Below are 22,354 nucleotides of genomic sequence, written 5' to 3' on the forward strand. Positions count from 1 at the left end.
GCGCCTTCAGCTCATGCGCAGCAGCTTGCGCACCGCCGGCAGGTTGCGCCGGCTCACTTCCGGCATCAGCTCCGTGCCGCCCAGCCGGGCGAGGACTCGCCCGTCCGTGAGTGTTTTCAGGCCGAGCAGGCGTTGCGGCGGTACGAGGCAGTTGCGGTGAAGGCGGATCAGCTGGTCCGGGTAGGCCTCCTCCAGCTGGCGCAGCGACTCCTCGACCAGCAGCTGTCCGCCGCGGTGCTGCACCACCACGTACTTTTCCTCGGCCGTGAGGCAGACCACTTCGTCCAGCGCGATGCGCACCTGTTCGCCGCGCAGCCGGCCAAACAGATAGCTCGGCTCGCGCGGACTCGACGACAACCGCTGGTGCGCGCGGCGCAGGGCTTCGCGCAGGCGTTCGAGCCGGACCGGTTTGAGCAGGTAATCCACGGCGCCCAGTTCGAAAGCGTGCAGGGCGTGGTTTTCGTAGGCCGTGCAGAACACGACCTGCGGCCGTTCCTTGCCGGCCAGACGCCGCGCGAGCGCGGTGCCGTCGAGCCCGGGCATGTTGATGTCCAGCAGCAGCACGTCCGGACTGGTCTGCGCGATCGCCTCCAGCGCGGCGTCGCCGTCGCCCACGCTTCCGGCCACTTCCACGGTCTCGCCGCACTCGTCGAGCAGCGCAGCGAGGCGGGAACGGGCCAGGGGTTCGTCGTCAACGATCAATACGCGCATGCGCTTCTTCCGGAAGATGCAGGCGCACTACGAAACGCCCTTCGCGCGGCCCCGCCTGCACGTCGGCACGAGGGCCGTAGCGGTAGGCGATGCGCTGGCGCACGTTGTCCAGCCCGTGTCCATTGCCGCCGCTGGCCGGGGTCCCGGACAGCGGGTTGTCGATCTCGATCTCGATGCCGTCGGCCAGGCGCCGGCCGCGCAGGATCACTTCCCCCCCTTCGCGCAGCGGCTGGATCCCGTGACGCACGGCATTCTCCACCAGCGGCTGCAGCAGCAGGTGGGGTAGCGGAAACGCGCCAGGCAAGCTATCGAGTTCGCGCCGTACGCGCAGGCGGGGGCCGAGCCGCAGCTGTTCGATCGCGAGGTAGCGTTCGAGCAGGGCGAGTTCTTCTTCCAGCGTGCCGTCGCCCGCGTCGTGCCGGCCGAGCGCGGCGCGGAACAGTTCCGAGAGGTCTTCAACGGTGCGCTCCGCCGCGACCGGGTCGACACGGATCAACGCGGCCACCGTGTTCATGCTGTTGAACAGGAAATGCGGACGGATCCGCGCCTGCAGCGCCTCGACCTGGGCACGGGCCACCGCCGCGAGGCGCGCCTGCCATTGGGCCAGCACGTAGAAGTAACGCAGCATCGCTGCGCCGAGCAGCGCGGCGATGGTGGTGTTGTCGCGCACGAAGTCGAAAGCTTCGCCGCGGATCAGTTCCATCTGCAGCGCTTGATCCATCCACGCGGCCAGCACGCTGGTCAAGGCCACGATCGCCAGCATGATCAGCCAGATGGCCGCATACGGCAGCCGGCCTGGCAGCGCGGAAAGCGTCGGGCGCAGCTTGCACAGCGCGACCCCGATGAGCATGGCCATCCATTCGGCGAACAACATGCCGACGCTGTAGCCGCGCCAGCCCCGGCTGCTTTCCGGAGCGAGCAGCATGATCGTGACGGTGAGCGCGGCGACGACCAGCAGGGCGAACAGCACCGGTGCGCTGCAGAAATCGGGCAGCGGGCTCTGTTCGGCGGCGGAAGCGGTCGGGCGGCGCATGGGGGCACAGTATGCCCAAGAGGCCCGCGCACGATCTGCCGCGTGTCCGGCAAGAACGGAGGCGTAGCACCGGGTTTCGCCGGACGGGCGCGCCCGTCCGGCGGCTTTCCGGCGTGCTGCGGCTTACTCGGCGAAGCGCCGCCCCAGCCAGTCGCGCAGGTCCGCGATCTCTTCGGCGCACACGGAATGGGGCATGGCATAGGTGTGCCATTCCACCGGATAGCCATGCTCCTGCAGCACATCGCGCGATTGGACGCCGCGGGTCAGCGGCACGATCGGGTCGGCGGTGCCGTGACCCCAGAAGATCGGCGTGGCGGCATTGGCCGCATGGCGTTCGGCCTCGAACGAGGACTGCATCGGCAGGTAGGTGGACAGCGCCACGATGCCGCCCAGCCGGCGCGGATGGCGCAAGCCGCCGGCCAGCGCGATGGCGCCGCCCTGCGAGAAGCCCGCCAGCACGATGCGCTCGTCGGGTACGCCGCGCTCGTTCTCGCGGGCGATCAGCTTTTCCACCGCTTCGATGGATGCGCGCATGCCGGTTTCATCCTGGCGCGAGGTGAGATCGACGCCGACGATGTCATACCAGGCACGCATCGCCATACCGCCGTTCAATGTCACCGGCCGCACCGGCGCATGCGGGAACACGAAACGCAGGCCGGGCCAGTCCTGGGCCACCAGTTCCGGCACGATCGGCTCGAAATCGTGGCCATCGGCGCCCAGGCCGTGGAGCCAGATCACGCTATGGGTGAGATGAGTGGCGGTTTCGTGCTCGACGGTAGGCAGGGGCATGCTGGGGACTTGCGAATGGGGGAGGGAAAAGGCCGGCGCGCGGCCGTAAGGCCATCGAACGCACGATGCGCCCGTTCGCTTACGCGAAACGGACAGCGGATTTACTTGAGCCGCAGAGGGCGGCGACTGTCCGAGGGGGCGGTGGGGATCGGACGGAACGGCTGGCGCATGGGGCCTCCTGGCGACGCGGTCAGACTCGATCTTGCAGCCTAGTTGCGTCGGTCACTGCCGGATACAGGACCCATGGCGCTTGCAGGGACGGCCGTCTTGGTTATGCTCCGGCGTTTTTGATCGCGGAGCACTCCCCATGCGCCGAATGATGCTCGCCGGCCTGGTCGCACTCGCCACCAGCCCCACCCTCCTGGCCGACACGCCCGCCGGAGCGCTGGATCTGGAGACGATCATGGCCAGCCCCGACTGGATCGGCGCGGCCGTGGAATCGCCCTACTGGAGCGTCGATGGGCACAGCCTGTACTACTCGCTCAAGCAGGACGGCAGCAAGGTCCGCGATCGTTATCGCGTCGACGTCGCCAGCGGACGCAGCGAAAAGCTGGCGCCCGAAGCCATCGCGCTGGCCGAAGGCCCGGCCGTATTCGACCGCCGCCACCGGTTGGCCGCCTTTGTCCTGCACGGCGACGTCTTCATGATCGATCTGGGCACGTCCCGGCGCACTCAGATCACACGCACGCCGGAGACGGAAACCTCGCCGCGTTTCTCCAGCGATGGCCGCACGCTCCAGTACCGCCAGGGCAACCAGTGGTTCGCCTACGACATCGCCGCAGGCGTTTCCGCGCCGGCGGCACTGCTGAGTACCGGTAACGACCCGCAGGACAAGCAGCCCGACGCGCTGGGCCGCGACCAGCTGCGCCTGTTCAAGTCGCTGCGCACGGTCAAGGCGGAAAAGGATGCCGCTCGCGCCAATGAGGAGGCCCTGTCCGCCGCCGACCCTGCGCGCGCGCCGCGGCCGATCTGGCTGGGCGACGTGGGCGACGTGGTCGGCACCGAGCTGTCGCCCGACGGACGATGGATGGTGGTGGTCACCCAGCCGAAGGACTACAAGGCCGGCAAGGCGCCGGAGGTCACTCACTACGTGACCGAGTCCGGCTACTCCGAGCAACAACCGACGCGCGTCTACGTGGGCAGGCGCGATCCCGCGCCACAGTCGCTGCTGCTGGTCGACGTGCGCGCGCGCAAGACCTATCCGCTGGACATCGGCGTCCTGCCCGGCATCAAGGACGACCCGCTCAAGACGCTGCGCGCGAAGGCCATCGCGACGCTGGAAAAGGCGGGGCATGCCGACGACGCCAAAGCGCTCAAGGCGCCGGACCAGCGTGCCGTGCGCATCATTTCCGATGCCGACGACGGCGGTGGTGGCGGCATCGCCTGGAGTGACGATGGCGCCAATGTGGCCGTCCAGATGCGCGCGATCGACAACAAGGATCGCTGGATCGCCACCGTCGATCTCGACCGGCACGCACTGGTGAACCAGCACCGCCTCACCGACAACGCCTGGATCAACTGGAACTTCAACGATTTCGGCTGGCTCAGGGATGGCCGCACCCTCTGGTACCTCAGCGAGGAGACCGGCTGGTCGCAGCTCTACGCCATGCAGCCCGGCGGCAAGGCCCGGGCGCTCACTGCGGGGCGGTTCGAAGTCAGCCATCCGGTGCTGAGCGAGGACGGCCAGTGGTTCTACTTCCGCAGCAACCAGGCCGCGCCCTACAGCTATGACGTCTACCGCGTATCCGCGCAGGGCGGCGAGGCGACGCGGCTGACCCGGTACGAGGGCATGAACGACTTCGTGCTTTCGCCCGACGGCCGCCAGCTGGCCGTGCTGCATTCGTCACCCTACGTGTTGCCGCAGCTGGCCGTGCAGGACGCGGCCGGCGGCACGCCGCGCGAACTGACCCGGACCATGAAGCCGGCCTTCGCGCAGCGGACGTGGATCGCCCCGAAGATCGTGGCCGTACCTTCCGCGCATGGGGCGGGCACCATCTGGGCGAAGTACTACGGCCCGGCGGACGAGGTCCCCGGTTCGCGGCCCGCGGTGATCTTCGTGCACGGCGCGGGTTATCTGCAGAACGTCACGCTCGGCTGGTCCAATTACTTCCGCGAGCAGATGTTCCACAACCTGCTGGTGCAGCAGGGCTATGTGGTGCTCGACATGGACTACCGCGCCTCGGAAGGCTACGGCCGGGACTGGCGCACGGCGATCTACAGGCAGATGGGGCATCCGGAGCTGGAAGACCTGCTCGACGGCAAGGCCTGGCTGGTGCGCCAGCACAGCGTCGATCCGCGTCGTGTAGGTATTTACGGCGGCAGCTACGGCGGCTTCATGACCCTGATGGCGCTGCTGCGCGCGCCGGGAGAGTTCGCGGCCGGCTCCGCATTGCGTCCGGTGACGGACTGGACCAGCTACAACCACGAATACACGTCCAACATCCTCAACGATCCGCAACTGGACCCGGAGGCCTACCTGGCCAGTTCGCCGATCGAATACGCGGACAAGCTGCAAGACGCCCTGCTGATCCAGCATGGCTTGATCGACGACAACGTGCTGGCCGGCGATTCCATCCGGCTGTATCAGCGCTTCATCGAGCTGCACAAGAAGAACTTCTGGATGTCGCTCTATCCGATGGAGCGGCACGGCTTCGTCCAGCCGGACTCCTGGTATGACGAATACCGCCGGATCGAAGAACTTTTCGACACCTACGTCAAGCCGGCCCGGGCTCAGGAGGGCGGCTGAGCGGGCATTTAAGTGGCAGTTGGCCCGGACCCTGTTTTGAGCGTATCCCCTCACATCTTCATCACGGATTTCGCTGATAGAGTGCCGCGGTTCGCGTCAAGGACACCGACAGGAAGGCCGATATGTTGAGCGCGCGTAGTGTTGTCGGGGTGGCTCTGTGCGCCGCCCTAGCGGTTTCCACCAGCGTCATGGCCCGCCAGTTCCCGGCCACCGGCCTGGGCCAGTCCTGGCCCAACGCATCGGACGTCAGCTCCAGCCCGCGCTGGCACGTCTACGTCTTTGTGAAGGACGGCGTGCGCTACATCCAGGTCAACGATCTCAATGGTCGCGTCCGCAGCGCTTTCGCGACGGCCAACGGGCAGTTCCTGGTATTGCCGATCGGCACGGATGCGGAGCGCGCATCGGCCGGCGCGAACGCGTCGGCATTGACCACGGCCGCCACCGGCACGTCCGGGGAAACCATCTACCGTGATGGTGAGGTGCGGATCACCGCCAACTTCCTGGCCAACGGCGCCACGAGGTTCGACGCCGACTCGACCACCTGCACCGACCCGGTGGAATGCAGCACGCATATCCAGAGCCGAACCCGGTAACGCATACCCCAGACAAACAAAAAGGGCGCGTCCGTCGGCGCGCCCTTTTTTGTGTCCGTCCCTTACTCCGGGTTATGCAGGATCAGGCTGATCCGCGTGCCGTGCGCCGTCCGGCGCTCGCGCAGCTGGCCTTGGAATAGCGCGACTTGGTCGCGGATCGCTTCCAGGCCGGACCCCGCCGTGGCGAGACCCTGCATCAGCTCGCCCCAGCGCACGGTGCGAGCGGCGGAAGCATCGCGGTGACCGTCGATGCGCATCACCACCCAACGGCGGCCATCGAACGCACCGCCGCGCAGCCGCACGTGGATCCGGCCCACGTCTCGATCGCCGCACAGGCTGCCGGCGATTTCGCCGATGGTCCGGTACAACACCAGGTGGATGCCCGGCGATAGCTGGCTCAGGCCGCGTCCCTCGATGTCGCAGGTGTAGGTCACCCCGGCGGCCTCCAGCGTCCTGGCCACGGCGCCTTCGCGCAGCGCGGCCGGCAAGCCGCGCTGGCGCCAGCTCACCGGATGGAGGTTGTCGGCCAGGCGAAACAGCTGCTCCTGGTTCACCGCGGTCTGCAGCCGGTACTGCCGTTCTTCCTGGCTCGGGACGAGGAGACGCAGGCGATCCAGCATCAGATTGTTGGTCTGCTGGATGCTGCCGCGCACCTGTTCGATCGCCATCGCCGTCTGGCGCATGCGCAGTTCGCCCAGGAACAGCGTGCGCTGCGCGAGGGCCAGGGTCTGGCGCGCATCCAGGCGCTCCTGCTGGTCGCGCCGGTTGAGCACCGAGATGCGCGCGCCGAACATCATCATGGTGGAGATAGTGAAGGCGATCAGCACCTCGGCCTGCATCGTGCCGGGATCGAACGCGGCCGGCATAGTGAACACCACCGCCGTGCTCGCCATCGTCCCGCCGATCGCCACGCCGTACCAGCCATGGCGCAGCGCGAGGAACACTACCGGGATGAACATGGACATGCGCGCCACCTGGCGCGCCTGCTCGCCCATGCCACCGCCGCCGATCCACGCCAGCAGCATGAGCACCGGCAGCAGGCCCAGCGCGCTTTCGAGGAACAGGCGGCTGTCCATCAGGCGCGTCCAGCGTTCCTGCGCGGGCGTGAGCTGCCATACCTCGCGCACCATCAGCGCCAGCGGCGCCACGGTGAGCACGCCCAGGTAATTGCCCACCAGCCAGCGGCCGGCGAGCAAGGTGTAATCCAGCGGCGGATAGCCCGGCGGCTTGATCGACACCGAGACGGCGGCGAGGTTGGCGAACGTCCACACCAGCGAACAAGCCAGGGCACACAGCAGCAGCACGCTGATGCGCACATGATGGCGAGTCTGGAACAGCTGCCAGCGTTCGCGGCTTGCGTGCACGATGGGCATCGCCAGCGCGATCGGCGGCACCAGCATCACGGTGGACCACAGCCAGCCGAATTCGGGCAGGCAGCGCACCGCGGTGAAGGCGAGTGGGCCCAGTTCGCCGACGGCGAGCGCGGGCCAGTAGCGACGCGGCACCAGCAGCAGCACGGTCAGGCGATAACCCGCAAACAGGACCCAATAGGAAAACGAGACCTGCCGGAGCAACACGAATCCCAAGGCGTACAGCAGCGCTACCGCTCCATGGCGCAGCAACGGGTTCCCCACAGCTCTCGATTGCATCCCGGCTCCCCTGAGCTTGTTTGGACGACGGACCGCAGAAAACACGGGTTCCGCCACCTGTGGATACAGCAAATTGTCGAATGGGACAGCGGATGCCGTGAAACCACAGTGAAGGATTGGCAGCCCGCCGCTGCGGTTTTCGGCGCCGGCATGTCTCTCGCTCCCGATCCTGTTCCCGGCGCTCCCGACGCCTACAGCGTACTCCGCCCGATCGGTCCCGGCCGGCGGAGGGTAACGTTAACCCGCGTGTGCGCTTTCGCACCTTCTCCCCAGGCTCGCGGGCCGCAAAGCCGCTCCCTCAAGCGGACGCTAGTTTTAGCAGCCGGCCGGCTGGCGATATCGCGGAACTCGTCGCAATTGGGGAGCGCCGTGCGGACTTGATCAGGACATGGCCTTCACCAATGTGAAGCCTTCCGATCGGACGCCGGCCGCTGGCCTGTTCCGCGCGAACGGCGACGCTAAGCTACGCTCGCGGCCGGCCGGTCGCTTCGATGTGGATGCGACGCCCATGTCCGATGCACGTCATCTGCAACTGCTCATCCGCTACAGCGTCTGGGGTAACGAACAGCTATTCGATGCACTGGCGCGCCTGCCCGAGGCCGAACTGCTCGCCGACCGTGAAATCGTATTCGGCAACATTCTGCGCACCTTGAATCATGTCTACGCGATGGACCACGTCTGGCGCTGCCATCTGACCGGCGTGTCGCACGGCTTGAGTACGCGCAATCCGCCGGACTGTCCGCCGTTTGCCCAGCTGCGCGCCGCGCAGGAGGAGATGGACCGCTGGTACCTCGGCTATGTGGACGCGCTGGAGCCCTCGCGCATGGCGGAAGTGGTGGAGTTCGCGTTCATCGACGGCGACCGCGGCGCGATGACGCGCGAGGAAATCCTCCTCCACGTGGCCAACCACCGGACCTACCACCGCGGGCACGTCGCCGCGCTGATGTACCAGGTGCCGGTGTTCCCGCCGACCACCGACCTGCCCGTGTTCGTCCGGAGCCTTGGCCCGGCGGGCTGAAGCTCGTGCGACAATCCGCTACCCGGCCGATACGCCTCCGCTTTTCATGACCATTCCCAAAGACGCATTCCGGCGCTTCCAGGAAGAGCTCGCCGAACTCGAACGCAAGAAGGACGCGGACGCAGGCCAGCCCACCGGGGCCACCCGGATGGCGCGGGCGAAGGAGGAGTTCCTGGATCTGCGCAAGCGCTACGGCCTGACCGTGGCCGACGTGGTCGCGTTCTTCCCGGAAGAGGAAGGCATCGGCTATATCCAGTCGCTGATCGCTGCCAGCGAGGCCAAGCCTCGCCGGGGACGCAAGCCGAAGGCCTCCTGAGCGCGATTCAGGCGAGCACCGCCTGGGTGTCGAAGTAGCGTCCCGGGGACAGGCCGAAACTGCGCCGGAACATCGCGACGAAGGCGCTCACGCTGGCGTAGCCCAGCGCATCGGCGACGCCAGCCACGGACTCGCCGGCCGCCAGTCGTTCCAGCGCCCGGGCCAGCCGCGCCTGCTGGCGCCATTGCGCGAAGCTGCTGCCGGTCTCCTGGCGAAACAGCCGCGTGACCGTGCGGGGCGACAGGCCGGCCCAGGCGGCCCATTCCTCCAGCGTGCGCACGTCGTCGGGGTGTTCCAGCACCGCGTGCGCGATGCGCAGCAGGCGGCGGTCGTTGGGTAGGACCAGATGGAGCGGCTCTTCCGGCGCCCGCCGCATCTCGTCCATCAGCACCGCGAGCACGCGCTCCTGTTCCTCGGTGAGCGCCTCCAGGGTCGACCAAGTGGCCGCGCGCAGCACCAGCGCCCGCATCAGCTCGTTGCCGTTGAGTACGCAGCTCCGTTCCGGCAGGTCGGCGGAAGCGCACGGCGCCACGTAGACACCCCAGCCCTGAGTAGCTTCGGAGAAGCGCACCGTGTGCAGTTCGCCCGGCGGCAACCAGCCGATCCGGTGCGGCGGCAGCGTCCATGCGCCATGACTCGTGCGCACGCTGAGCAGTCCCTTTTCCAGATAGAAGAACTGCCCACGTACGTGGCTGTGCCAGTCCGATTCCACGGTGTGGAAAGCCCGGTTCTCCTCGGTGCCGTCCAGCACATAGGCGACGAGTGCAGGGCCGTCTGCACTCTCCAGCCAGCGGAAACGTTCGGGTGAGCCGTGTTGAGTCTGTCCCATGGCGATATATCGAGTGACGAGTTTTAGATATAAATTGTCCAACTGACGATATCAGGCCACCACCGCCTGCGCCTAGGCTTATGAGCCGCGCCCATCCCCCGGGCGCCTTCCGGGCAGCCACGCGCGGTCACGCCGAAGCCACCGCGGACGTCCTTACTGCATCTTTCCGAAGGAGACCGGCATGTCAGCTACCGACTCGCCGTCCACGTCCATGGACGCCGCCGAAGCCCTGACCCGTTTCGTGGTCAGCGCCCAACTGATGCTCGATCCGCTCACCCCCGAATCCGTGCGTCGCCAGGTGGAGCCCCGTCTGATCAGCGCCCTGCCGGCCTTGCAGGCACTGGGCGTCTTCGATCTTTTCGCTATCCGGGACCCGGCCCTGGCTGTCCTGGTCGTGGACGAGCTGGCCGCGCGCCGGGCCCCGCCGGTGCCCAAGCCGCGTGCCGTTGCCTGAATATTGCCAGAGCAGAATATGCGCAACACATATTTGCCTTGACAAATATTAGAGCGGCAATAGAATGCGCGTCTATGAATTCCTCCCCCACTATGCAGGAAAGCATCGGCGTCCTGCTCGCCGCGGTTCGCACCGAGATCGTCCGGGCCATGGAAGCCGAGCTGGCTGCCAAGGGGCTGGAACTTCGCTACACCCAGTTCCTGATCCTCAAGCGCCTGTCGGTGCTGGGTCCGATGACCGCCGGCGAGCTGGCGCGGGCGGTCGAGCTGGACGGCGGCGCTATGACCCGCCAGCTCGATCAGCTCGAACGCAAGGGTTACCTGCGCCGCCGGCCACATGAACAGGACCGCCGCGCGCTGCGGATCGAGCTGACCGAGCAGGGCCGGGCACTGACGCAGGAACTGATGAACTGCAACGACCGCGTGCTCAAGGCGGCCCAGCGCTCCTTGAACGAAGCCGAGCAGCAACAGTTGCGCGACTACCTCGCACGCGTGCTGCACGCATTGCGCGACCGAACCTGATCCACCACTTCACTTTCTGGAATACGACCATGCGTCTGCACACTATGGCGGCGGCGATCGGACTGACCCTGACGTTGGCCGGCTGCGTCAGCAGCGGCGGCCTGCATCCGTCCGGCACGCTGACCGAAGCAACCTCCCTCAAGAGCGAGCGCAGCCTGCAAGGCATCGAGATCTCGCCCGCGGCCTGGCCGCAGCAGGACTGGTGGACCGCCCTGGGCGACCGCCAGCTCGGCGCGCTGATCGACGAGGCGCTGCGCGACAACCCCGGTCTGGCCGCTGCGGATGCGCGTGCGCAGCAGGCCCAGGCCGCTGCCGGCGTCGCGGACGCAGCGCGCGGCCCGACGGTGAACGCGGGTGCCAGCATCGCTGGCGCCCGTCCGCCGGATGGACTGCTCGGCGAGAAGGGAAGCTTCGCCTGGGCCAAGTACGGCTATGCCAGCTTCAACTGGGGCCTGGATCCGTGGGGCGGCAAGCGTGCCGCCTGGGAAGCGGCGCTCGGTGCGGCCCGCGCGGCCGAGATCGACCGCCAGGCCGCCCGCATCGAACTGTCGACCAATGTTGCTCGCGCCTACACCCAGCTTGGCTACGCCTACGCCCAGCAGGACGTCGCCAACGCGGAGCTGGAGCGCGCCAGCCGCGCGCGCGATCTCACTCGCCAGCGCGTCAGTGCCGGTATCGACAACCAGCTCCAGCTCAAGCAGGCCGACACGGAAGTCGCCACCGCCGAACAGCAGCTGGCCGCCGCCAACCGCTCCATCGATGCGGCGCGCTCCGCGTTGTCGGTGCTGCTGGGCAAAGGACCGGATCGCGGCCTGGACATCGATCGTCCGCAGGCGTTGAAGCCTTCCGCGCTGATGGTGCCCGGCAATCTGCCGGTCGACTTGATTGGCCATCGCGCCGACCTGGTCGCCGCGCGCTGGCGCGTCGAAGCGGCGAGCAAGGACATCAAGGCCGCCAAGACCGAATTCATGCCGAACGTGAGCATCGGCGCCATGGCCGGCCTGCTCAACCTGGGCGGCGGCAACCTTTTCAGCCTGCGCAACCGCTTCTACGAGCTGGCGCCGTCGGTAAGCCTGCCCATCTTCGACGGCGGCCGCCTGCGTGCGAACCTCGCCGGCAAGGATGCGCAATACGACCTGGCCGTCGCGCAGTACAACCAGACGCTGGTCGCCGCCACCAACGAAGTGGCCGACGACTACAACGCCCTGCAGTCGGCGCAGCAGCAGATCGACGCGCAGCAGCGCGCGCTCGACGCGGCTACGCAGGCCTGGCAACTGTCCGAGCAGCGCTACAAGGCCGGCATCGGCAATTACCTCGAAGCGCTGATCGTGCGCCAGCAGCTGCTGCAGGCCCAGCAGCGCATGGCGGCACTGCAGTCGCAGCAGGTCGACCTTTCGGTGCAATTGATCCAGGCGCTCGGTGGCGGCTTCCGTCCGCAGGGCGATACGCATGCGCTGGCCGACGCGCCCGCCTCTTCTTCTTCCGTCTCCACACGTTCTCTCTGAAGGCTTTTCGCCATGTCTAGCCAAACCCCGCTCGCGGCCGACAGCGCCGCTCCCCAGCCGCCGAAGAATCGCCGCGGCTTCATGCTCCGACTGCTCGGCGTGGTGGTGATCCTCGCCGCCGCCGGCTGGACCGCGTGGTACTTCCTCGACGGCCGCTGGTACGAAGGCACCGACGACGCCTACGTCAACGGCAACGTGGTGCAGATCACCCCGCAGGTGCCGGGCACCGTGGTCACCATCGGCGCCGACGATGGCGACCTGGTGCACGCCGGCGACGTACTGGTGAAGCTCGACCCGAGCAACACCGAAGTGGCCCTGGCCGAAGCCAAGGCCAGCCTGGCCGGCACCGTCCGTCGCGTGCGCGGCCTGTACAGCAATGTATCGGGCGCACAGGCCGACGTCGCCGCGCGCAAGGTCGCGGTGGACAAGGCGCGTGCGGACTACAACCGCCGCCGCGATCTCGCCAAGTCCGGTGCGATCTCCGCCGAAGAGCTTTCGCACGCACAGGACACCCTGACCGCGGCCGAGAGCGCGTTGATCGCCTCGCAGCAGCAGTACGAGACCAGCAAGGTGCTGGTCGACGACACCGTGGTCGCCTCGCACCCGGACGTGCAGGCCGCCGCCGCCAAGCTGCGCGCCGCGTACCTGGACAACTTGCGCACCACGATCGTCGCGCCGGTCGACGGCTACGTCGCCAAGCGCTCGGTGCAGCTGGGCCAGCGCGTCGCCACCGGCGCACCGCTGATGGCCGTGGTGCCGCTGCACCAGGTGTGGATCGACGCGAACTTCAAGGAAACGCAGCTCACCCACATGCGCATCGGGCAGCCGGTGGAGATCCGCGCCGACGTCTATGGCGGCAAAGTGACCTACAAGGGCCACGTGCAGAGCCTGGGCGTGGGCACGGGCAGCGCTTTCTCGCTGCTGCCGGCGCAGAACGCCACCGGCAACTGGATCAAGATCGTGCAGCGCGTACCCGTTCGCGTGTTCTTCGACGACCTCAAGCAGCTCGACGAACACCCGCTGCGCATCGGCCTGTCCACCGACGTGGAGGTGAGCCTGCACGACCAGAGCGGCCCGATGCTGGCCAGGCAGGCCCCAAGCCAGCCGGCCTTCAATACCGACGTCTACGCCAAACAATTGGCCGCGGCGGACAGTGCCATCAGCCAGATCATCCACGCCAACATGGCCGGCCAGAAGTAAGCGGGAAGCCGCAAGCGGCGGGCCTCCGGGCTCGCCGCCTCCTTTCCCCACTCTGCCGGCGCGCACACCATGAATACTCAATTCCGTCCCCCCAACATGGCGCTGACCACGGTCGGCCTCTCGTTGGCGACTTTCATGCAGGTGCTGGACACCACCATCGCCAACGTGTCGCTGCCGACCATCGCCGGCAACCTCGGCGTGAGCGTGAACCAGAGCACCTGGGTCATCACCTCGTTCGCGGTGAGCATGGCCATCTCGTTGCCGCTTACCGGCTTTCTCACCCGCCGCTTCGGCGAGGTGAAGATGTTCATCTGGTCCACCCTGCTGTTCTCGCTCGCCTCGTTCCTGTGCGGCATCTCGCAGAGCATGGGCATGCTGATCCTGTTCCGCGCCATCCAGGGCGCGGTGGCCGGCCCGATGTATCCGGTCACGCAGGCGCTGCTTATCTCCATCTATCCACCCGCCAAGCGCGGCATGGCGCTCGCGCTGCTGGCCATGGTGACCGTGGTGGCGCCGATCGCCGGCCCGATCCTGGGCGGCTGGATCACGGACAACTACTCGTGGCCGTGGATCTTCTTCATCAACGTGCCGATCGGCGTGTTCGCCAGCATGGTCATCGGCGCGCAGATGAAGGAGCGCAAGGACGTCACCTCGCGTCCGAAGATGGACTATGTCGGGCTCATCACGCTGATCGTCGGCGTGGGCGCCCTGCAGATCGTGCTGGACAAGGGCAACGACGAAGACTGGTTCAACTCCGCCTTCATCGTGGCCACCAGCATCATCGCGGTGCTGGGCCTTGCGGTGTTCCTGATCTGGGAGCTCACCGACAAGGAGCCGATCGTCGACCTGCGCCTGTTCCGCCACCGCAATTTCCGCATGGGCACGCTCTCGCTGGTGCTGGCTTACGCGGCGTTCTTCGCGATCGGCCTGCTGGTGCCGCAGTGGATGCAGCGCAACCTCGGCTACACCTCCACCTGGGCAGGTTTCGCGAGCGCGCCGCTGGGCATCCTGCCGGTGCTGCTGACCTTCGTGGTGGGCAAGTACTCGACCAAGTTCGACCTGCGCCTGATCGCATCGCTGTCGTTCCTGGTGATGGGCGGGACGAGCTTCCTGCGCTCGGAATTCTTCCTGGACATCGACTTCATGCACATCGCCGGCGTGCAGCTGCTGCAGGGCCTGGGCGTGGCGCTGTTCTTCATGCCGGTGACCACCATCCTGCTGTCGGATCTGCAGCCGCACGAGATCGCGGCGGGCGGCGGCCTGGCGACGTTCCTGCGTACGCTGGGCGCCAGCTTCTCGGCCTCGCTGACCACCTTCATGTGGGACCACCGCGCAATCGTGCACCACGCGCACCTGACCGAGCGCATCACGCCCTACGACCCGACCGCGACCCAGGCGTTGAGCACGCTGGGCGGCGGCGATCCGCAGGCCGCGGCGGCGGTGGTGAACCAGATGATCACGCAGCAGGGCTACCAGATCTCGTTCAACGAGGTGTTCCACGTGTTGGGCTGGATCTTCGTCAGCCTTGTCGTGGTGGTCTGGATGACTCGTCCGCCATTTACCGCCAAGGCCGGTCCGGCGGCGGGCGGCGGGCATTGAGCGGGACGCAAAACGACAACGGCCCCTTGCGGGGCCGTTGCCACATTCGGCGCTGTCGCGCGTTTCAGAACTCGAAGCCCACGCCGACCAGGGCCATGGTCTCGCCGCGATTGGGGCCGTGCGTGCCGCCGTTGGAAATGTGCCGGACCTGGAAGCTGAGGTACTTGCCTTGCCAGCCCACCGTATTGACGAACTCACCCACGCTGCTCAGCGCCATCGTGCGGCCTTTCTGCACGGCGCCTTGCAGGCTGTAGAAGAAGCCGTGGTACCAGTCGCTGTCGGTGCCGTAGCGGAAGCGCGCGCCGCCAGCGACCAGCCACACATCGTCGCCGGTGTCGTAGCGGTTGCCGCTGTAGCGCTTCAGGGACCGGCCGTCGATCCAGCCGGCAGATACATCCGGCGCCCAGGTAAAGCGGGAGCTGCCGATGGGATGCTCGTCGAACACGGCTTCGACGAAGGCGGCGTTAGTGCCATGGGAGTCGGTATAGCTGCGGCCGCCCTGGACTTCGAGACGGGTTGCCGCGGTGGCGGCGGAAGTTGCGCCGGCCAGGGCCAGCGCCAGGACGCCAAGACAAAGTTTCTGGGAACGCATGGGGTGCCTTTTGGGGGACAGTTCTTTTATGAACTATATGGTTCAATAAGTGTCGTCGATCCAGGGTGAACTCGTAAATCCTACCTTCGTTCGACTCACTGTTTCCAAAAGTGCACCAATGATTTACCCGGATGGTTATTGAATCCATTCTGCAACCCGGATAAAACCTTCTCCCACCCCACCCCCACATTTTCTCCGGATCAAACGTCATGCACCCCAGTCAGAGCCAGAGCTGCACCGCCTTTGATGGCCATCGCCTGATCGCCTCGGGTTCGCTACGCGACGTGGCGCTCGCCACCAAGCACGCGATCGATGCCGGCGCCAAGGGTCCCGTGCTCGTATTCGACGACCAGACCAGCCTGCCCGTCGAGATCGATTTCCGCGGTACCCCGGAAGACGTCCTGTCCCGCCTCGGCCTCGCCGCGCCCGAAGCGGCGCCGCGCGGCCCCGGCCGGCCACGCCTCGGCGTGGTGGCACGCGAAGTTACCTTGCTGCCGCGCCATTGGGAATGGCTCGCAGCGCAACCCGGCGGCGCGTCCGCGACGCTGCGCCGCCTCGTGGAAGAAGCCCGCCGTGGCGGCGCCGACCGCGCACGCCGCTCCGGCGAAGCGCTGGACCGCTTCATGCAGGCCATGGCCGGCGACCTGCCGCACTACGAAGAGGCCTCGCGCGCCTATTGGCGCGGCGAACGGGACCATTTCGATCACCTGATCGAGGCATGGCCGGCCGATGTGCGCGATCATGCGCGCCGCCTCGCGGCGGTCGCGTGGGACGACGCCAGCGTCGTCGCCTGACCACGCGATCGTCTCCACTCCACGCTCCGGGCCTCCATGTCGCCACCCGCACGCCAGCCATCGCTCACCGAAGGGCCCATCGCCCGCACCCTGCTGCTGTTCGCGCTGCCCATCCTGGGCAGCACGGTGCTGCAGTCGCTCAACGCGTCCGTCAATGCGATGTGGATCGGTCATTTCCTGGGCGAGTCCGCGCTGAGCGCGATCAGCAACGCCAGCCTCATCGTGTTCCTGCTGCTCACCGCCGTGTTCGGGGTGAGCATGGCCAGCACCATCCTGGTCGGGCAGAGCCTGGGCGCGCGCAACATGGTGGAAGCCAAGCGCGTGGTCGGCACCGGCGTGAGCTTCTTCGTGGCGCTGTCGACGCTGGTGTCCGTGCTCGGCTTCTTCAACACCGCGTGGATGCTGGAGCAGCTGGGCACGCCGGCGGACGCGATGCCCTTCGCCGTGCCCTACCTGCGCATGGTCTTCATCGCCATGCCGTCGATGTACTTCTACAACTTCCTGATGATGACGCTGCGCGGCGCGGGCGACGCACGCACACCCTTCGTCTTCATGGGCATGTCGGTGCTGCTGGACATCGCGCTCAACCCGCTCTTCATGTTCGGGTGGGGCCCGGTGCCGGCCATGGGCACGGCCGGTTCCGGCTTTGCCACGCTGATCTCGCAGAGCGTGGCGCTGGTCGCGCTGCTGGCCACCCTGTATCGCCGCAAGCACTTCCTGCGCCTGACCGGCGACGAACTGGCTTACCTCCGGCCGGACCCGGCGATCCTGCGCGCGCTGATCTTCAAGGGCCTGCCGATGGGCCTGCAGATGATCGTTATCTCGTCCTCGGCCATGCTGATGATGCGCCTGGTCAATGGCTTCGGTTCGCAGACCACGGCCGCGTACGGCGCCGCCACTCAGCTATGGACCTACGTGCAGATGCCGGCCATGGCGATCGGCGCGGCGGTCTCGTCCATGGCGGCGCAGAACGTGGGCGCACGCCTGTGGGACCGCGTGCACCGCATCGCACGGGTGGGCGTGGCATACAACTTCCTGCTCGGCGGTTCGCTGATCGGGTTGATCTACCTGTTCAACCGCGGCGCCCTGCACCTGTTCCTGCCCGGCGACGGCGAGGCGCTGGCCCTGGCGCAGCATCTGAACATGATCGCGGTGTGGTCGTTCCTGTTCTTCGGCGTCACCTTCGTGCTGTTCGGCGTGGTGCGTTCCACCGGCGCGGTATGGCCGCCGCTGATCGTGCTGTTCATTTCCATGTGGCTGATCCGTCCGCCATTCGCTTTCGCGCTGATGCCGCGCCTCGGCGCCGACGCCATCTGGTGGAGCTTCCCGCTCGGCTCGCTGGCGTCGATGCTGATGGCGCTGGGCTATTACCGCTGGGGCGGCTGGCATCGCGCGCACATGCTCGCCGAACCCGCCGGCACGCCCGCGCCCAAGCCCGCCCAGGTGCCGCAGGCAGCCGCGGAACTGGCCGAGTAAGCGCCGGCTGCCACGCGGCTGTCATGCCGCGTGCCTAACGTGCGGCGGATGACGGGTCTCATTCCACGCAGCCGCCGGCGCGCATGAAGTCCTCGCGACGCCGTTTCCTGCTCGGTGCGGGCAGCCTGCTCGCCTATCCGCTGCTGGGCGACGCGCCACGCGCATCGCCGGCCATGTCGATGCCGGAAGGGCGCATGGCGCCGCAGCTCGCCGAACCTTCCAAGCCGCTAGTGAATCCGGCCACGCTGGCGCGCTTCGTCGATGCGCTGCCGATTCCGCCGGTGGCACGCGCGGACACGCACCGTACGCACCCGGCTTATCCCGGCCGTCAGTTGCCCTGCTATCGCATGGACATGCGCGCCTTCGCCACGCGCCTGCACCGCGACCTGCCGCCGACGACGCTCTGGGGTTACCAGGGTTCGTTCCCCGGTCCCACGCTGGAAGCCATGCGCGGCGAGCCCTTCCTGGTGGAATGGGCCAATGCCTTGCCGTCCCGTCACTTGCTGCCGGTCGACCATACGATCCACGGGGCGGAGAAGCATCAGCCGGAAGTCCGCACCATCACCCATGTGCATGGCGCGCGCGTTCCCGCGGACAGCGACGGTTGGCCGGAGGACGCCTACCCGCCCGGTCGCTCGCTGCTTTGCCACTATCCCAATGCGCAGGACGCGGCGACGCTCTGGTATCACGACCACGCCATGGGCATCACTCGCCTGAATATCTATGCGGGATTGCTCGGGGCCTATCTGTTGCGCGATCCGGAAGAACGGTCGCTCGGCCTGCCCGCGGGCGCGCTGGAGCTGCCGCTGATCCTGTGCGATCGCCTGATCGCGCGCGACGGCCAGCTCTATTACCCCGTCTCGGACGATCCCGCCGCACCGTGGGTATCGGAGGCCTACGGCAATGCCACGCTGTGCAACGGCAAGCTCTACCCGTACGTGGAGGTCGAGCCGCGCCGCTATCGCCTGCGCCTGATCAATGCCGCGAACGCGCGCCACTTCGAGCTGAGCCTCTCCAGCCGGCGGCCCTTCCTGCAGATCGGCAGCGACCAGGGCCTGCTCTCCGCGCCGCTCGAACGCATGCGCGTGGAGCTGTATCCGGCCGAGCGCGCCGATGTGCTGGTGGATTTCGCGGGATTGGACGGCCAGTCGGTCGAACTGCGCCAGCCGGGCGAGCCCATCCTGCAGTTCCGCGTGCGCAATGGCGGACGCCGCGATGCCGGGGCGCCACCCATTCCCTCGACGCTGCGCAAAGTGCCGCGCATCGATCTGGCGAATGCCGTGCGCGAACGCATTCTCACCGTCGGTGAAATGGACGATGCCAACGGCAATGCCATGATGATGACGCTGGGCGGCCATCACTGGTCCGATCCGATCACCGAGGATCCGATGCAGGACAGCACCGAGATCTGGAGCCTGGTCAACCTCACCGGCGACGCGCATCCCATCCACCTTCATCTGGTGCGCTTCCAGATCATCGAGCGCCGCCCCTTCGACCTGTTCGCCTGGAACGAGCGCAAGGAACTCAAGTACACCGGCCCCGGTCAGCCGCCGCCTCCGCACGAGGCCGGCTGGAAGGACACCGTGCGCGCGGACCCCGACATGGTCACTCGCATCATCATGCGTTTCGAGGGCGAGCCCGGCAAATACGTGTGGCATTGCCATCTGCTCGAGCATGAAGACAACGAAATGATGCGGCCTTTCAAGCTGTTGCCGCGCGCCTGAAAAACACGCATTTTTCTGCGTTGACGCAAGGACTTGCGTTGTCTTGCGGGTGTCATCTGCACGGCCTTCGCTGTCGTTTTGCTGCCAACGCACCGTCATCGGCGAGGGCCATGCTCCGCGCCGGTCGATGCGACGCAATGCGCTCGCGCCGACTGCATCAGGGGGACCACGCGATTGCAGTCATGCAAGCTGCAGGAGTCCAAGTCATGCCCATGCTTCACGGCCGTATGCGCCACTTGCCGTTGGTGTCCGCCGCGCTCGCCACTCTGTTGGCCGGCGCCGCGGGCGCGCAGACCACAGCGCCCGACCAGGACGCCACATTCCGCCACGGCGTTCCAGGCGTCGGCACCAGTCCGCGGCCCGGCGTTCCGGGCGGCATCGTCACGCTGCACCGCCCTTCGGATCCGGACGACCGCAGCGGCCGCACGCGCACGCCCATCAAGCACGTGATCCTGCTGATCGGCGAGAACCGCACGTTCGACCACGTGTACGCCACGTATACGCCGCCCAAGGGGCAGAGCATCCGCAACCTGTTGTCGGAAGGCATCGTGAATGCCGATGGCACGCCGGGCCCCCATGCCGCGCTCGCCAAGCAATGGCGCGCCACGGACACCGGCAAATTTGCTCTCGCGCCGACACGCACCGAGCCCTACGCGATGCTGCCGGCGATGAACACCGGCGGTGCGCCCACACAGCCGTACTTCGCGTCGGCTTCGCAAGCCCAGGCGGTCGAGCCTGGCCTGCCCGACGATGCCTACGGCCAGCTCGCCAACGGCGGCACGGGCCTGCCGCAACACGTGGTCGACACGCGCTTCCCCACGCAGTTGCCCAACGCGCCGGTCGATATGAGCGCGTCTCTGAGCTACGACGACTACGCCAACAGCCCGGTGCATCGTTTCTTCCAGATGTGGCAGCAGCTGGACTGCTCCACGGCCGCCGCCACGCCGGCGAATCCGAGCGGTTGCCGCAACGACCTGTTCCCCTGGGTGGAGACCAGCGTAGGCGCAGGCAGCAACGGCAAGGCCAAGCCCGTCAACTTCGACGAGCAGACTACCGGCGAAGGCTCGACCGCCATGCAGTTCCTCAACATGGCCAAGGGCGACGCGCCGTACTTTGCGGAACTGGCGCGCGACTACACGCTCAGCGACAACTTCCACCAGTCGGTGATGGGCGGCACCGGCGCCAACCACATCATGCTCGGCTACGGCAGCCTCATCTATTACGCCGACGCACAGGGTCGCCCGGTCGCGCCGCCGGCCAATCAGATCGAGAACCCCGACCCGATGCCAGGCACCGACAACTGGTACACCCAGGACGGCTACGGCGGCGGCTCCTATGTGAACTGCGCGGATGAAAGCCAGCCCGGCGTGGCCTCGGTGAAGGACTATCTGCGCAGCCTGCCGTACCGCACGTTCCGCGGTGGCGATTGCCAGCACGGCGCCTATTACCTGGTGAACAACTACAACCCCGGCTACCTCGGCGACGGCACGCCCGCGCCGCTCGGGGCCGACCAGTTCACCATCCCGCCGACGCGGCAGGAGAACCTCGCCCTGTTGCTCAGCCGCCATCACGTGAGCTGGAAGTACTACGGCGAAGGCTGGGGCGACGGCAAGGAGAACGGCGAAGCCGGCACGTTCTGCAACATCTGCGACCCTTTCCTCTACTCCACCCAGGTGATGACCGACCCCAAGCTGCGCGCCAACAACCAGGACATCAACGACCTCTACCGCGACATCCAGAACAATACGCTGCCTGCGGTGGCCATCGCCAAACCGGACGCGCTCCTGGATGGCCATCCGGCTTCCTCGAAGCTGGGTCTCTTCGAAGGCTACGTGAAGAAGATCGTGGACATGGCGAAGGCCAACCCCGAGGTGTGGAAGGACACGGCGATCGTCGTGACCTTCGATGAGGGCGGCGGCTACTGGGATTCGGGCTACATCCAGCCGATCGACTTCTTCGGCGACGGCACGCGCATCCCGATGCTGGTGATCTCGCGCTTCTCCACCGGCGGCCGCGTGGTGCACACGTACTACGACCACGTCTCCTTCGACAAATTCGTCGAGGCCAACTGGCGCCTGCATGAAACCATCTCGCCGCGCGGACGCGACAACCTGCCCAACCCGCGTACGCGCCCCGGCGATCCTTACGTACCCGTCAACGCGCCTGCGCTCGGCAACATGATGGACATGTTCGACTTCGGCAGCTTTGTGGCGCGCCATGACGAGGATGAGGACGCCGACGCCCTGCAGGACTGAGGCCCGAGCCCACCCGTCCCGTGCCATGGGGCACGGGACCGCCGTGCCGGCGTCGCAGGGAGGCGGCGCCGGCTGAGTGCCGACCTGACGGACGAACCGATGCCATTCGCTCATTTCCTGGCGCGGCTGGGCCGCGCCTTATGCGTCACCCTCCTGCTGTCGTCCTTCATCGCCCCGCATGTCCACGCCGATGCCGGGGATTTCCAGGCCATGCCGGGCCTGTGGAAGGTCGTCACGCGTACCATCGGCCCGGCCGGTCGCGAAACGGTCGCGTGGCATTGCGTGGACGAAGACGCCGATCCCTGGCAGTCGTTTGCGACGTTGTCGCCGCCGGGCAGCTCCTCATGCGAGCGCGCCGACGCGCACCGCAGCCGTACCTCGCTGACCTGGGATCTGCGCTGCGCTGCGCCCGGCGTCCTGCACGGCAGGATCGCTTTCGATTCACCGGAGCACTACGAAGGCGCGCTCGTCGTGGATGGCGGCAGACCGTCGCTCCAGGTGGAAGGCCGCCGTTACGCTGCCTGCACCAGCCCCAACGATTGAGTGAGCG

At 67.2% G+C, this 22,354-nt stretch carries 20 protein-coding genes; 14 read left to right on the plus strand and 6 right to left on the minus strand.

From position 1 onward, the window contains the following. Nucleotides 1-6 precede the first annotated feature (6 nt). From RKE25_RS01320 to RKE25_RS01330, 3 genes are all read right to left on the minus strand, one after another. Complete coding sequence (locus RKE25_RS01320) at nucleotides 7-711, minus strand: LytTR family DNA-binding domain-containing protein (RefSeq protein WP_311840468.1); 705 nt, start codon at nucleotides 709-711, stop codon at nucleotides 7-9. Further along, nucleotides 692-1,744, minus strand: a complete 1,053-nt coding sequence (locus RKE25_RS01325) for a histidine kinase (protein ID WP_311840469.1) — start codon at nucleotides 1,742-1,744, stop codon at nucleotides 692-694. Before RKE25_RS01325 ends, RKE25_RS01320 begins: the two co-directional genes overlap by 20 nt. 123 nt (nucleotides 1,745-1,867) lie before the next feature. Beyond that, the gene (locus RKE25_RS01330; protein WP_311840470.1) at nucleotides 1,868-2,533 is read right to left on the minus strand and encodes a dienelactone hydrolase family protein; all 666 of its coding nucleotides are present in this window, start codon (nucleotides 2,531-2,533) and stop codon (nucleotides 1,868-1,870) included. 307 nt (nucleotides 2,534-2,840) lie between these two features. Between RKE25_RS01330 and RKE25_RS01335 the strand changes: the two genes are divergently transcribed. Both RKE25_RS01335 and RKE25_RS01340 read left to right on the plus strand, forming a co-directional pair. Then, nucleotides 2,841-5,279 (plus strand): prolyl oligopeptidase family serine peptidase, encoded by a 2,439-nt coding sequence (locus RKE25_RS01335; protein ID WP_311840471.1) that lies wholly within the window; start codon nucleotides 2,841-2,843, stop codon nucleotides 5,277-5,279. A 188-nt stretch (nucleotides 5,280-5,467) separates the two neighbouring features. Beyond that, nucleotides 5,468-5,872 (plus strand): hypothetical protein, encoded by a 405-nt coding sequence (locus RKE25_RS01340; protein WP_311840472.1) that lies wholly within the window; start codon nucleotides 5,468-5,470, stop codon nucleotides 5,870-5,872. Between the two features lie 62 nt (nucleotides 5,873-5,934). Here the strand turns inward: RKE25_RS01340 and RKE25_RS01345 are convergent, their stop codons facing one another. Then, nucleotides 5,935-7,521, minus strand: a complete 1,587-nt coding sequence (locus tag RKE25_RS01345) for an MASE1 domain-containing protein (RefSeq protein WP_311840473.1) — start codon at nucleotides 7,519-7,521, stop codon at nucleotides 5,935-5,937. Between the two features lie 508 nt (nucleotides 7,522-8,029). Here RKE25_RS01345 and RKE25_RS01350 point away from each other — a divergent pair. Further along, entirely contained in the window at nucleotides 8,030-8,539 is a 510-nt protein-coding gene (locus RKE25_RS01350; protein ID WP_311840474.1) for a DinB family protein, read from the plus strand. Nucleotides 8,540-8,585: 46 nt separating this feature from the next. Then, nucleotides 8,586-8,855, plus strand: a complete 270-nt coding sequence (locus RKE25_RS01355) for a 2-hydroxyacyl-CoA dehydratase (RefSeq protein ID WP_311840475.1) — start codon at nucleotides 8,586-8,588, stop codon at nucleotides 8,853-8,855. A 7-nt stretch (nucleotides 8,856-8,862) separates the two neighbouring features. Here RKE25_RS01355 and RKE25_RS01360 read toward each other — a convergent pair whose 3' ends face one another. Further along, the gene (locus tag RKE25_RS01360) at nucleotides 8,863-9,684 is read right to left on the minus strand and encodes a helix-turn-helix transcriptional regulator (protein WP_311840476.1); all 822 of its coding nucleotides are present in this window, start codon (nucleotides 9,682-9,684) and stop codon (nucleotides 8,863-8,865) included. Nucleotides 9,685-9,865: 181 nt separating this feature from the next. On the opposite strand from RKE25_RS01360, the gene RKE25_RS01365 reads away from it, so the two are divergent. The 5 genes from RKE25_RS01365 to RKE25_RS01385 all read left to right on the plus strand — a co-directional run bounded on the left by RKE25_RS01365 (nucleotide 9,866) and on the right by RKE25_RS01385 (nucleotide 14,963). Continuing rightward, nucleotides 9,866-10,138, plus strand: coding sequence for a hypothetical protein (locus RKE25_RS01365; RefSeq protein ID WP_311840477.1), 273 nt, complete (start codon nucleotides 9,866-9,868; stop codon nucleotides 10,136-10,138). A 74-nt stretch (nucleotides 10,139-10,212) separates the two neighbouring features. After that, complete coding sequence (locus RKE25_RS01370; RefSeq protein WP_311840478.1) at nucleotides 10,213-10,659, plus strand: MarR family transcriptional regulator; 447 nt, start codon at nucleotides 10,213-10,215, stop codon at nucleotides 10,657-10,659. A gap of 29 nt (nucleotides 10,660-10,688) precedes the next feature. Further along, entirely contained in the window at nucleotides 10,689-12,164 is a 1,476-nt protein-coding gene (locus tag RKE25_RS01375) for an efflux transporter outer membrane subunit (RefSeq protein WP_311840479.1), read from the plus strand. A 12-nt stretch (nucleotides 12,165-12,176) separates the two neighbouring features. Next, the gene (locus tag RKE25_RS01380) at nucleotides 12,177-13,364 is read left to right on the plus strand and encodes an HlyD family efflux transporter periplasmic adaptor subunit (RefSeq protein WP_311840480.1); all 1,188 of its coding nucleotides are present in this window, start codon (nucleotides 12,177-12,179) and stop codon (nucleotides 13,362-13,364) included. 69 nt (nucleotides 13,365-13,433) lie between these two features. Beyond that, nucleotides 13,434-14,963, plus strand: coding sequence for a DHA2 family efflux MFS transporter permease subunit (locus tag RKE25_RS01385; protein WP_311840481.1), 1,530 nt, complete (start codon nucleotides 13,434-13,436; stop codon nucleotides 14,961-14,963). Nucleotides 14,964-15,027: 64 nt separating this feature from the next. Here the strand turns inward: RKE25_RS01385 and RKE25_RS01390 are convergent, their stop codons facing one another. After that, on the minus strand, nucleotides 15,028-15,555 hold the full coding sequence (locus RKE25_RS01390; RefSeq protein WP_311840482.1) for a lipid A 3-O-deacylase: 528 nt from the start codon (nucleotides 15,553-15,555) through the stop codon (nucleotides 15,028-15,030). A 209-nt stretch (nucleotides 15,556-15,764) separates the two neighbouring features. Here RKE25_RS01390 and RKE25_RS01395 point away from each other — a divergent pair, with 209 nt between their 5' ends. From RKE25_RS01395 to RKE25_RS01415, 5 genes are all read left to right on the plus strand, one after another. Continuing rightward, the gene (locus tag RKE25_RS01395; RefSeq protein WP_311840483.1) at nucleotides 15,765-16,349 is read left to right on the plus strand and encodes a DUF2239 family protein; all 585 of its coding nucleotides are present in this window, start codon (nucleotides 15,765-15,767) and stop codon (nucleotides 16,347-16,349) included. Nucleotides 16,350-16,385: 36 nt separating this feature from the next. Next, nucleotides 16,386-17,825 carry an MATE family efflux transporter gene (locus RKE25_RS01400; RefSeq protein ID WP_311840484.1) on the plus strand — a complete coding sequence of 480 codons (1,440 nt, stop codon included), beginning with the start codon at nucleotides 16,386-16,388 and terminating at the stop codon, nucleotides 17,823-17,825. Nucleotides 17,826-17,908: 83 nt separating this feature from the next. After that, a complete protein-coding gene (locus RKE25_RS01405) occupies nucleotides 17,909-19,549 on the plus strand; it encodes a multicopper oxidase domain-containing protein (RefSeq protein WP_311840485.1) in 1,641 nt (546 codons plus the stop codon). Nucleotides 19,550-19,755: 206 nt separating this feature from the next. Then, nucleotides 19,756-21,804: an alkaline phosphatase family protein gene (locus RKE25_RS01410; protein WP_311840486.1), complete on the plus strand. Its 2,049-nt coding sequence runs from the start codon at nucleotides 19,756-19,758 to the stop codon at nucleotides 21,802-21,804. 99 nt (nucleotides 21,805-21,903) lie between these two features. Next, nucleotides 21,904-22,347: a DUF3617 family protein gene (locus RKE25_RS01415; protein ID WP_311840487.1), complete on the plus strand. Its 444-nt coding sequence runs from the start codon at nucleotides 21,904-21,906 to the stop codon at nucleotides 22,345-22,347. The last annotated feature ends 7 nt before the right edge of the window (nucleotides 22,348-22,354 follow it).

The sequence above is a fragment of the Dyella sp. BiH032 genome, from assembly GCF_031954525.1.
Lineage (GTDB): Bacteria > Pseudomonadota > Gammaproteobacteria > Xanthomonadales > Rhodanobacteraceae > Dyella_D.

Bases quoted from the DNA above. Each gene is read 5' to 3' on its own strand.
- RKE25_RS01415 (WP_311840487.1), top strand. From the start codon at position 21,904: ATGCCATTCGCTCATTTCCTGGCGCGGCTGGGCCGCGCCTTATGCGTC.
- RKE25_RS01365 (WP_311840477.1), top strand. From the start codon at position 9,866: ATGTCAGCTACCGACTCGCCGTCCACGTCCATGGACGCCGCCGAAGCC.
- RKE25_RS01385 (WP_311840481.1), top strand. From the start codon at position 13,434: ATGAATACTCAATTCCGTCCCCCCAACATGGCGCTGACCACGGTCGGC.
- RKE25_RS01380 (WP_311840480.1), top strand. From the start codon at position 12,177: ATGTCTAGCCAAACCCCGCTCGCGGCCGACAGCGCCGCTCCCCAGCCG.
- RKE25_RS01395 (WP_311840483.1), top strand. From the start codon at position 15,765: ATGCACCCCAGTCAGAGCCAGAGCTGCACCGCCTTTGATGGCCATCGC.
- RKE25_RS01320 (WP_311840468.1), bottom strand. From the start codon at position 711: ATGCGCGTATTGATCGTTGACGACGAACCCCTGGCCCGTTCCCGCCTC.
- RKE25_RS01370 (WP_311840478.1), top strand. From the start codon at position 10,213: ATGAATTCCTCCCCCACTATGCAGGAAAGCATCGGCGTCCTGCTCGCC.
- RKE25_RS01340 (WP_311840472.1), top strand. From the start codon at position 5,468: ATGGCCCGCCAGTTCCCGGCCACCGGCCTGGGCCAGTCCTGGCCCAAC.
- RKE25_RS01360 (WP_311840476.1), bottom strand. From the start codon at position 9,684: ATGGGACAGACTCAACACGGCTCACCCGAACGTTTCCGCTGGCTGGAG.
- RKE25_RS01325 (WP_311840469.1), bottom strand. From the start codon at position 1,744: ATGCGCCGCCCGACCGCTTCCGCCGCCGAACAGAGCCCGCTGCCCGAT.
- RKE25_RS01355 (WP_311840475.1), top strand. From the start codon at position 8,586: ATGACCATTCCCAAAGACGCATTCCGGCGCTTCCAGGAAGAGCTCGCC.
- RKE25_RS01390 (WP_311840482.1), bottom strand. From the start codon at position 15,555: ATGCGTTCCCAGAAACTTTGTCTTGGCGTCCTGGCGCTGGCCCTGGCC.
- RKE25_RS01375 (WP_311840479.1), top strand. From the start codon at position 10,689: ATGCGTCTGCACACTATGGCGGCGGCGATCGGACTGACCCTGACGTTG.
- RKE25_RS01410 (WP_311840486.1), top strand. From the start codon at position 19,756: ATGCCCATGCTTCACGGCCGTATGCGCCACTTGCCGTTGGTGTCCGCC.
- RKE25_RS01405 (WP_311840485.1), top strand. From the start codon at position 17,909: ATGAAGTCCTCGCGACGCCGTTTCCTGCTCGGTGCGGGCAGCCTGCTC.
- RKE25_RS01345 (WP_311840473.1), bottom strand. From the start codon at position 7,521: ATGCAATCGAGAGCTGTGGGGAACCCGTTGCTGCGCCATGGAGCGGTA.
- RKE25_RS01350 (WP_311840474.1), top strand. From the start codon at position 8,030: ATGTCCGATGCACGTCATCTGCAACTGCTCATCCGCTACAGCGTCTGG.
- RKE25_RS01335 (WP_311840471.1), top strand. From the start codon at position 2,841: ATGCGCCGAATGATGCTCGCCGGCCTGGTCGCACTCGCCACCAGCCCC.
- RKE25_RS01330 (WP_311840470.1), bottom strand. From the start codon at position 2,533: ATGCCCCTGCCTACCGTCGAGCACGAAACCGCCACTCATCTCACCCAT.
- RKE25_RS01400 (WP_311840484.1), top strand. From the start codon at position 16,386: ATGTCGCCACCCGCACGCCAGCCATCGCTCACCGAAGGGCCCATCGCC.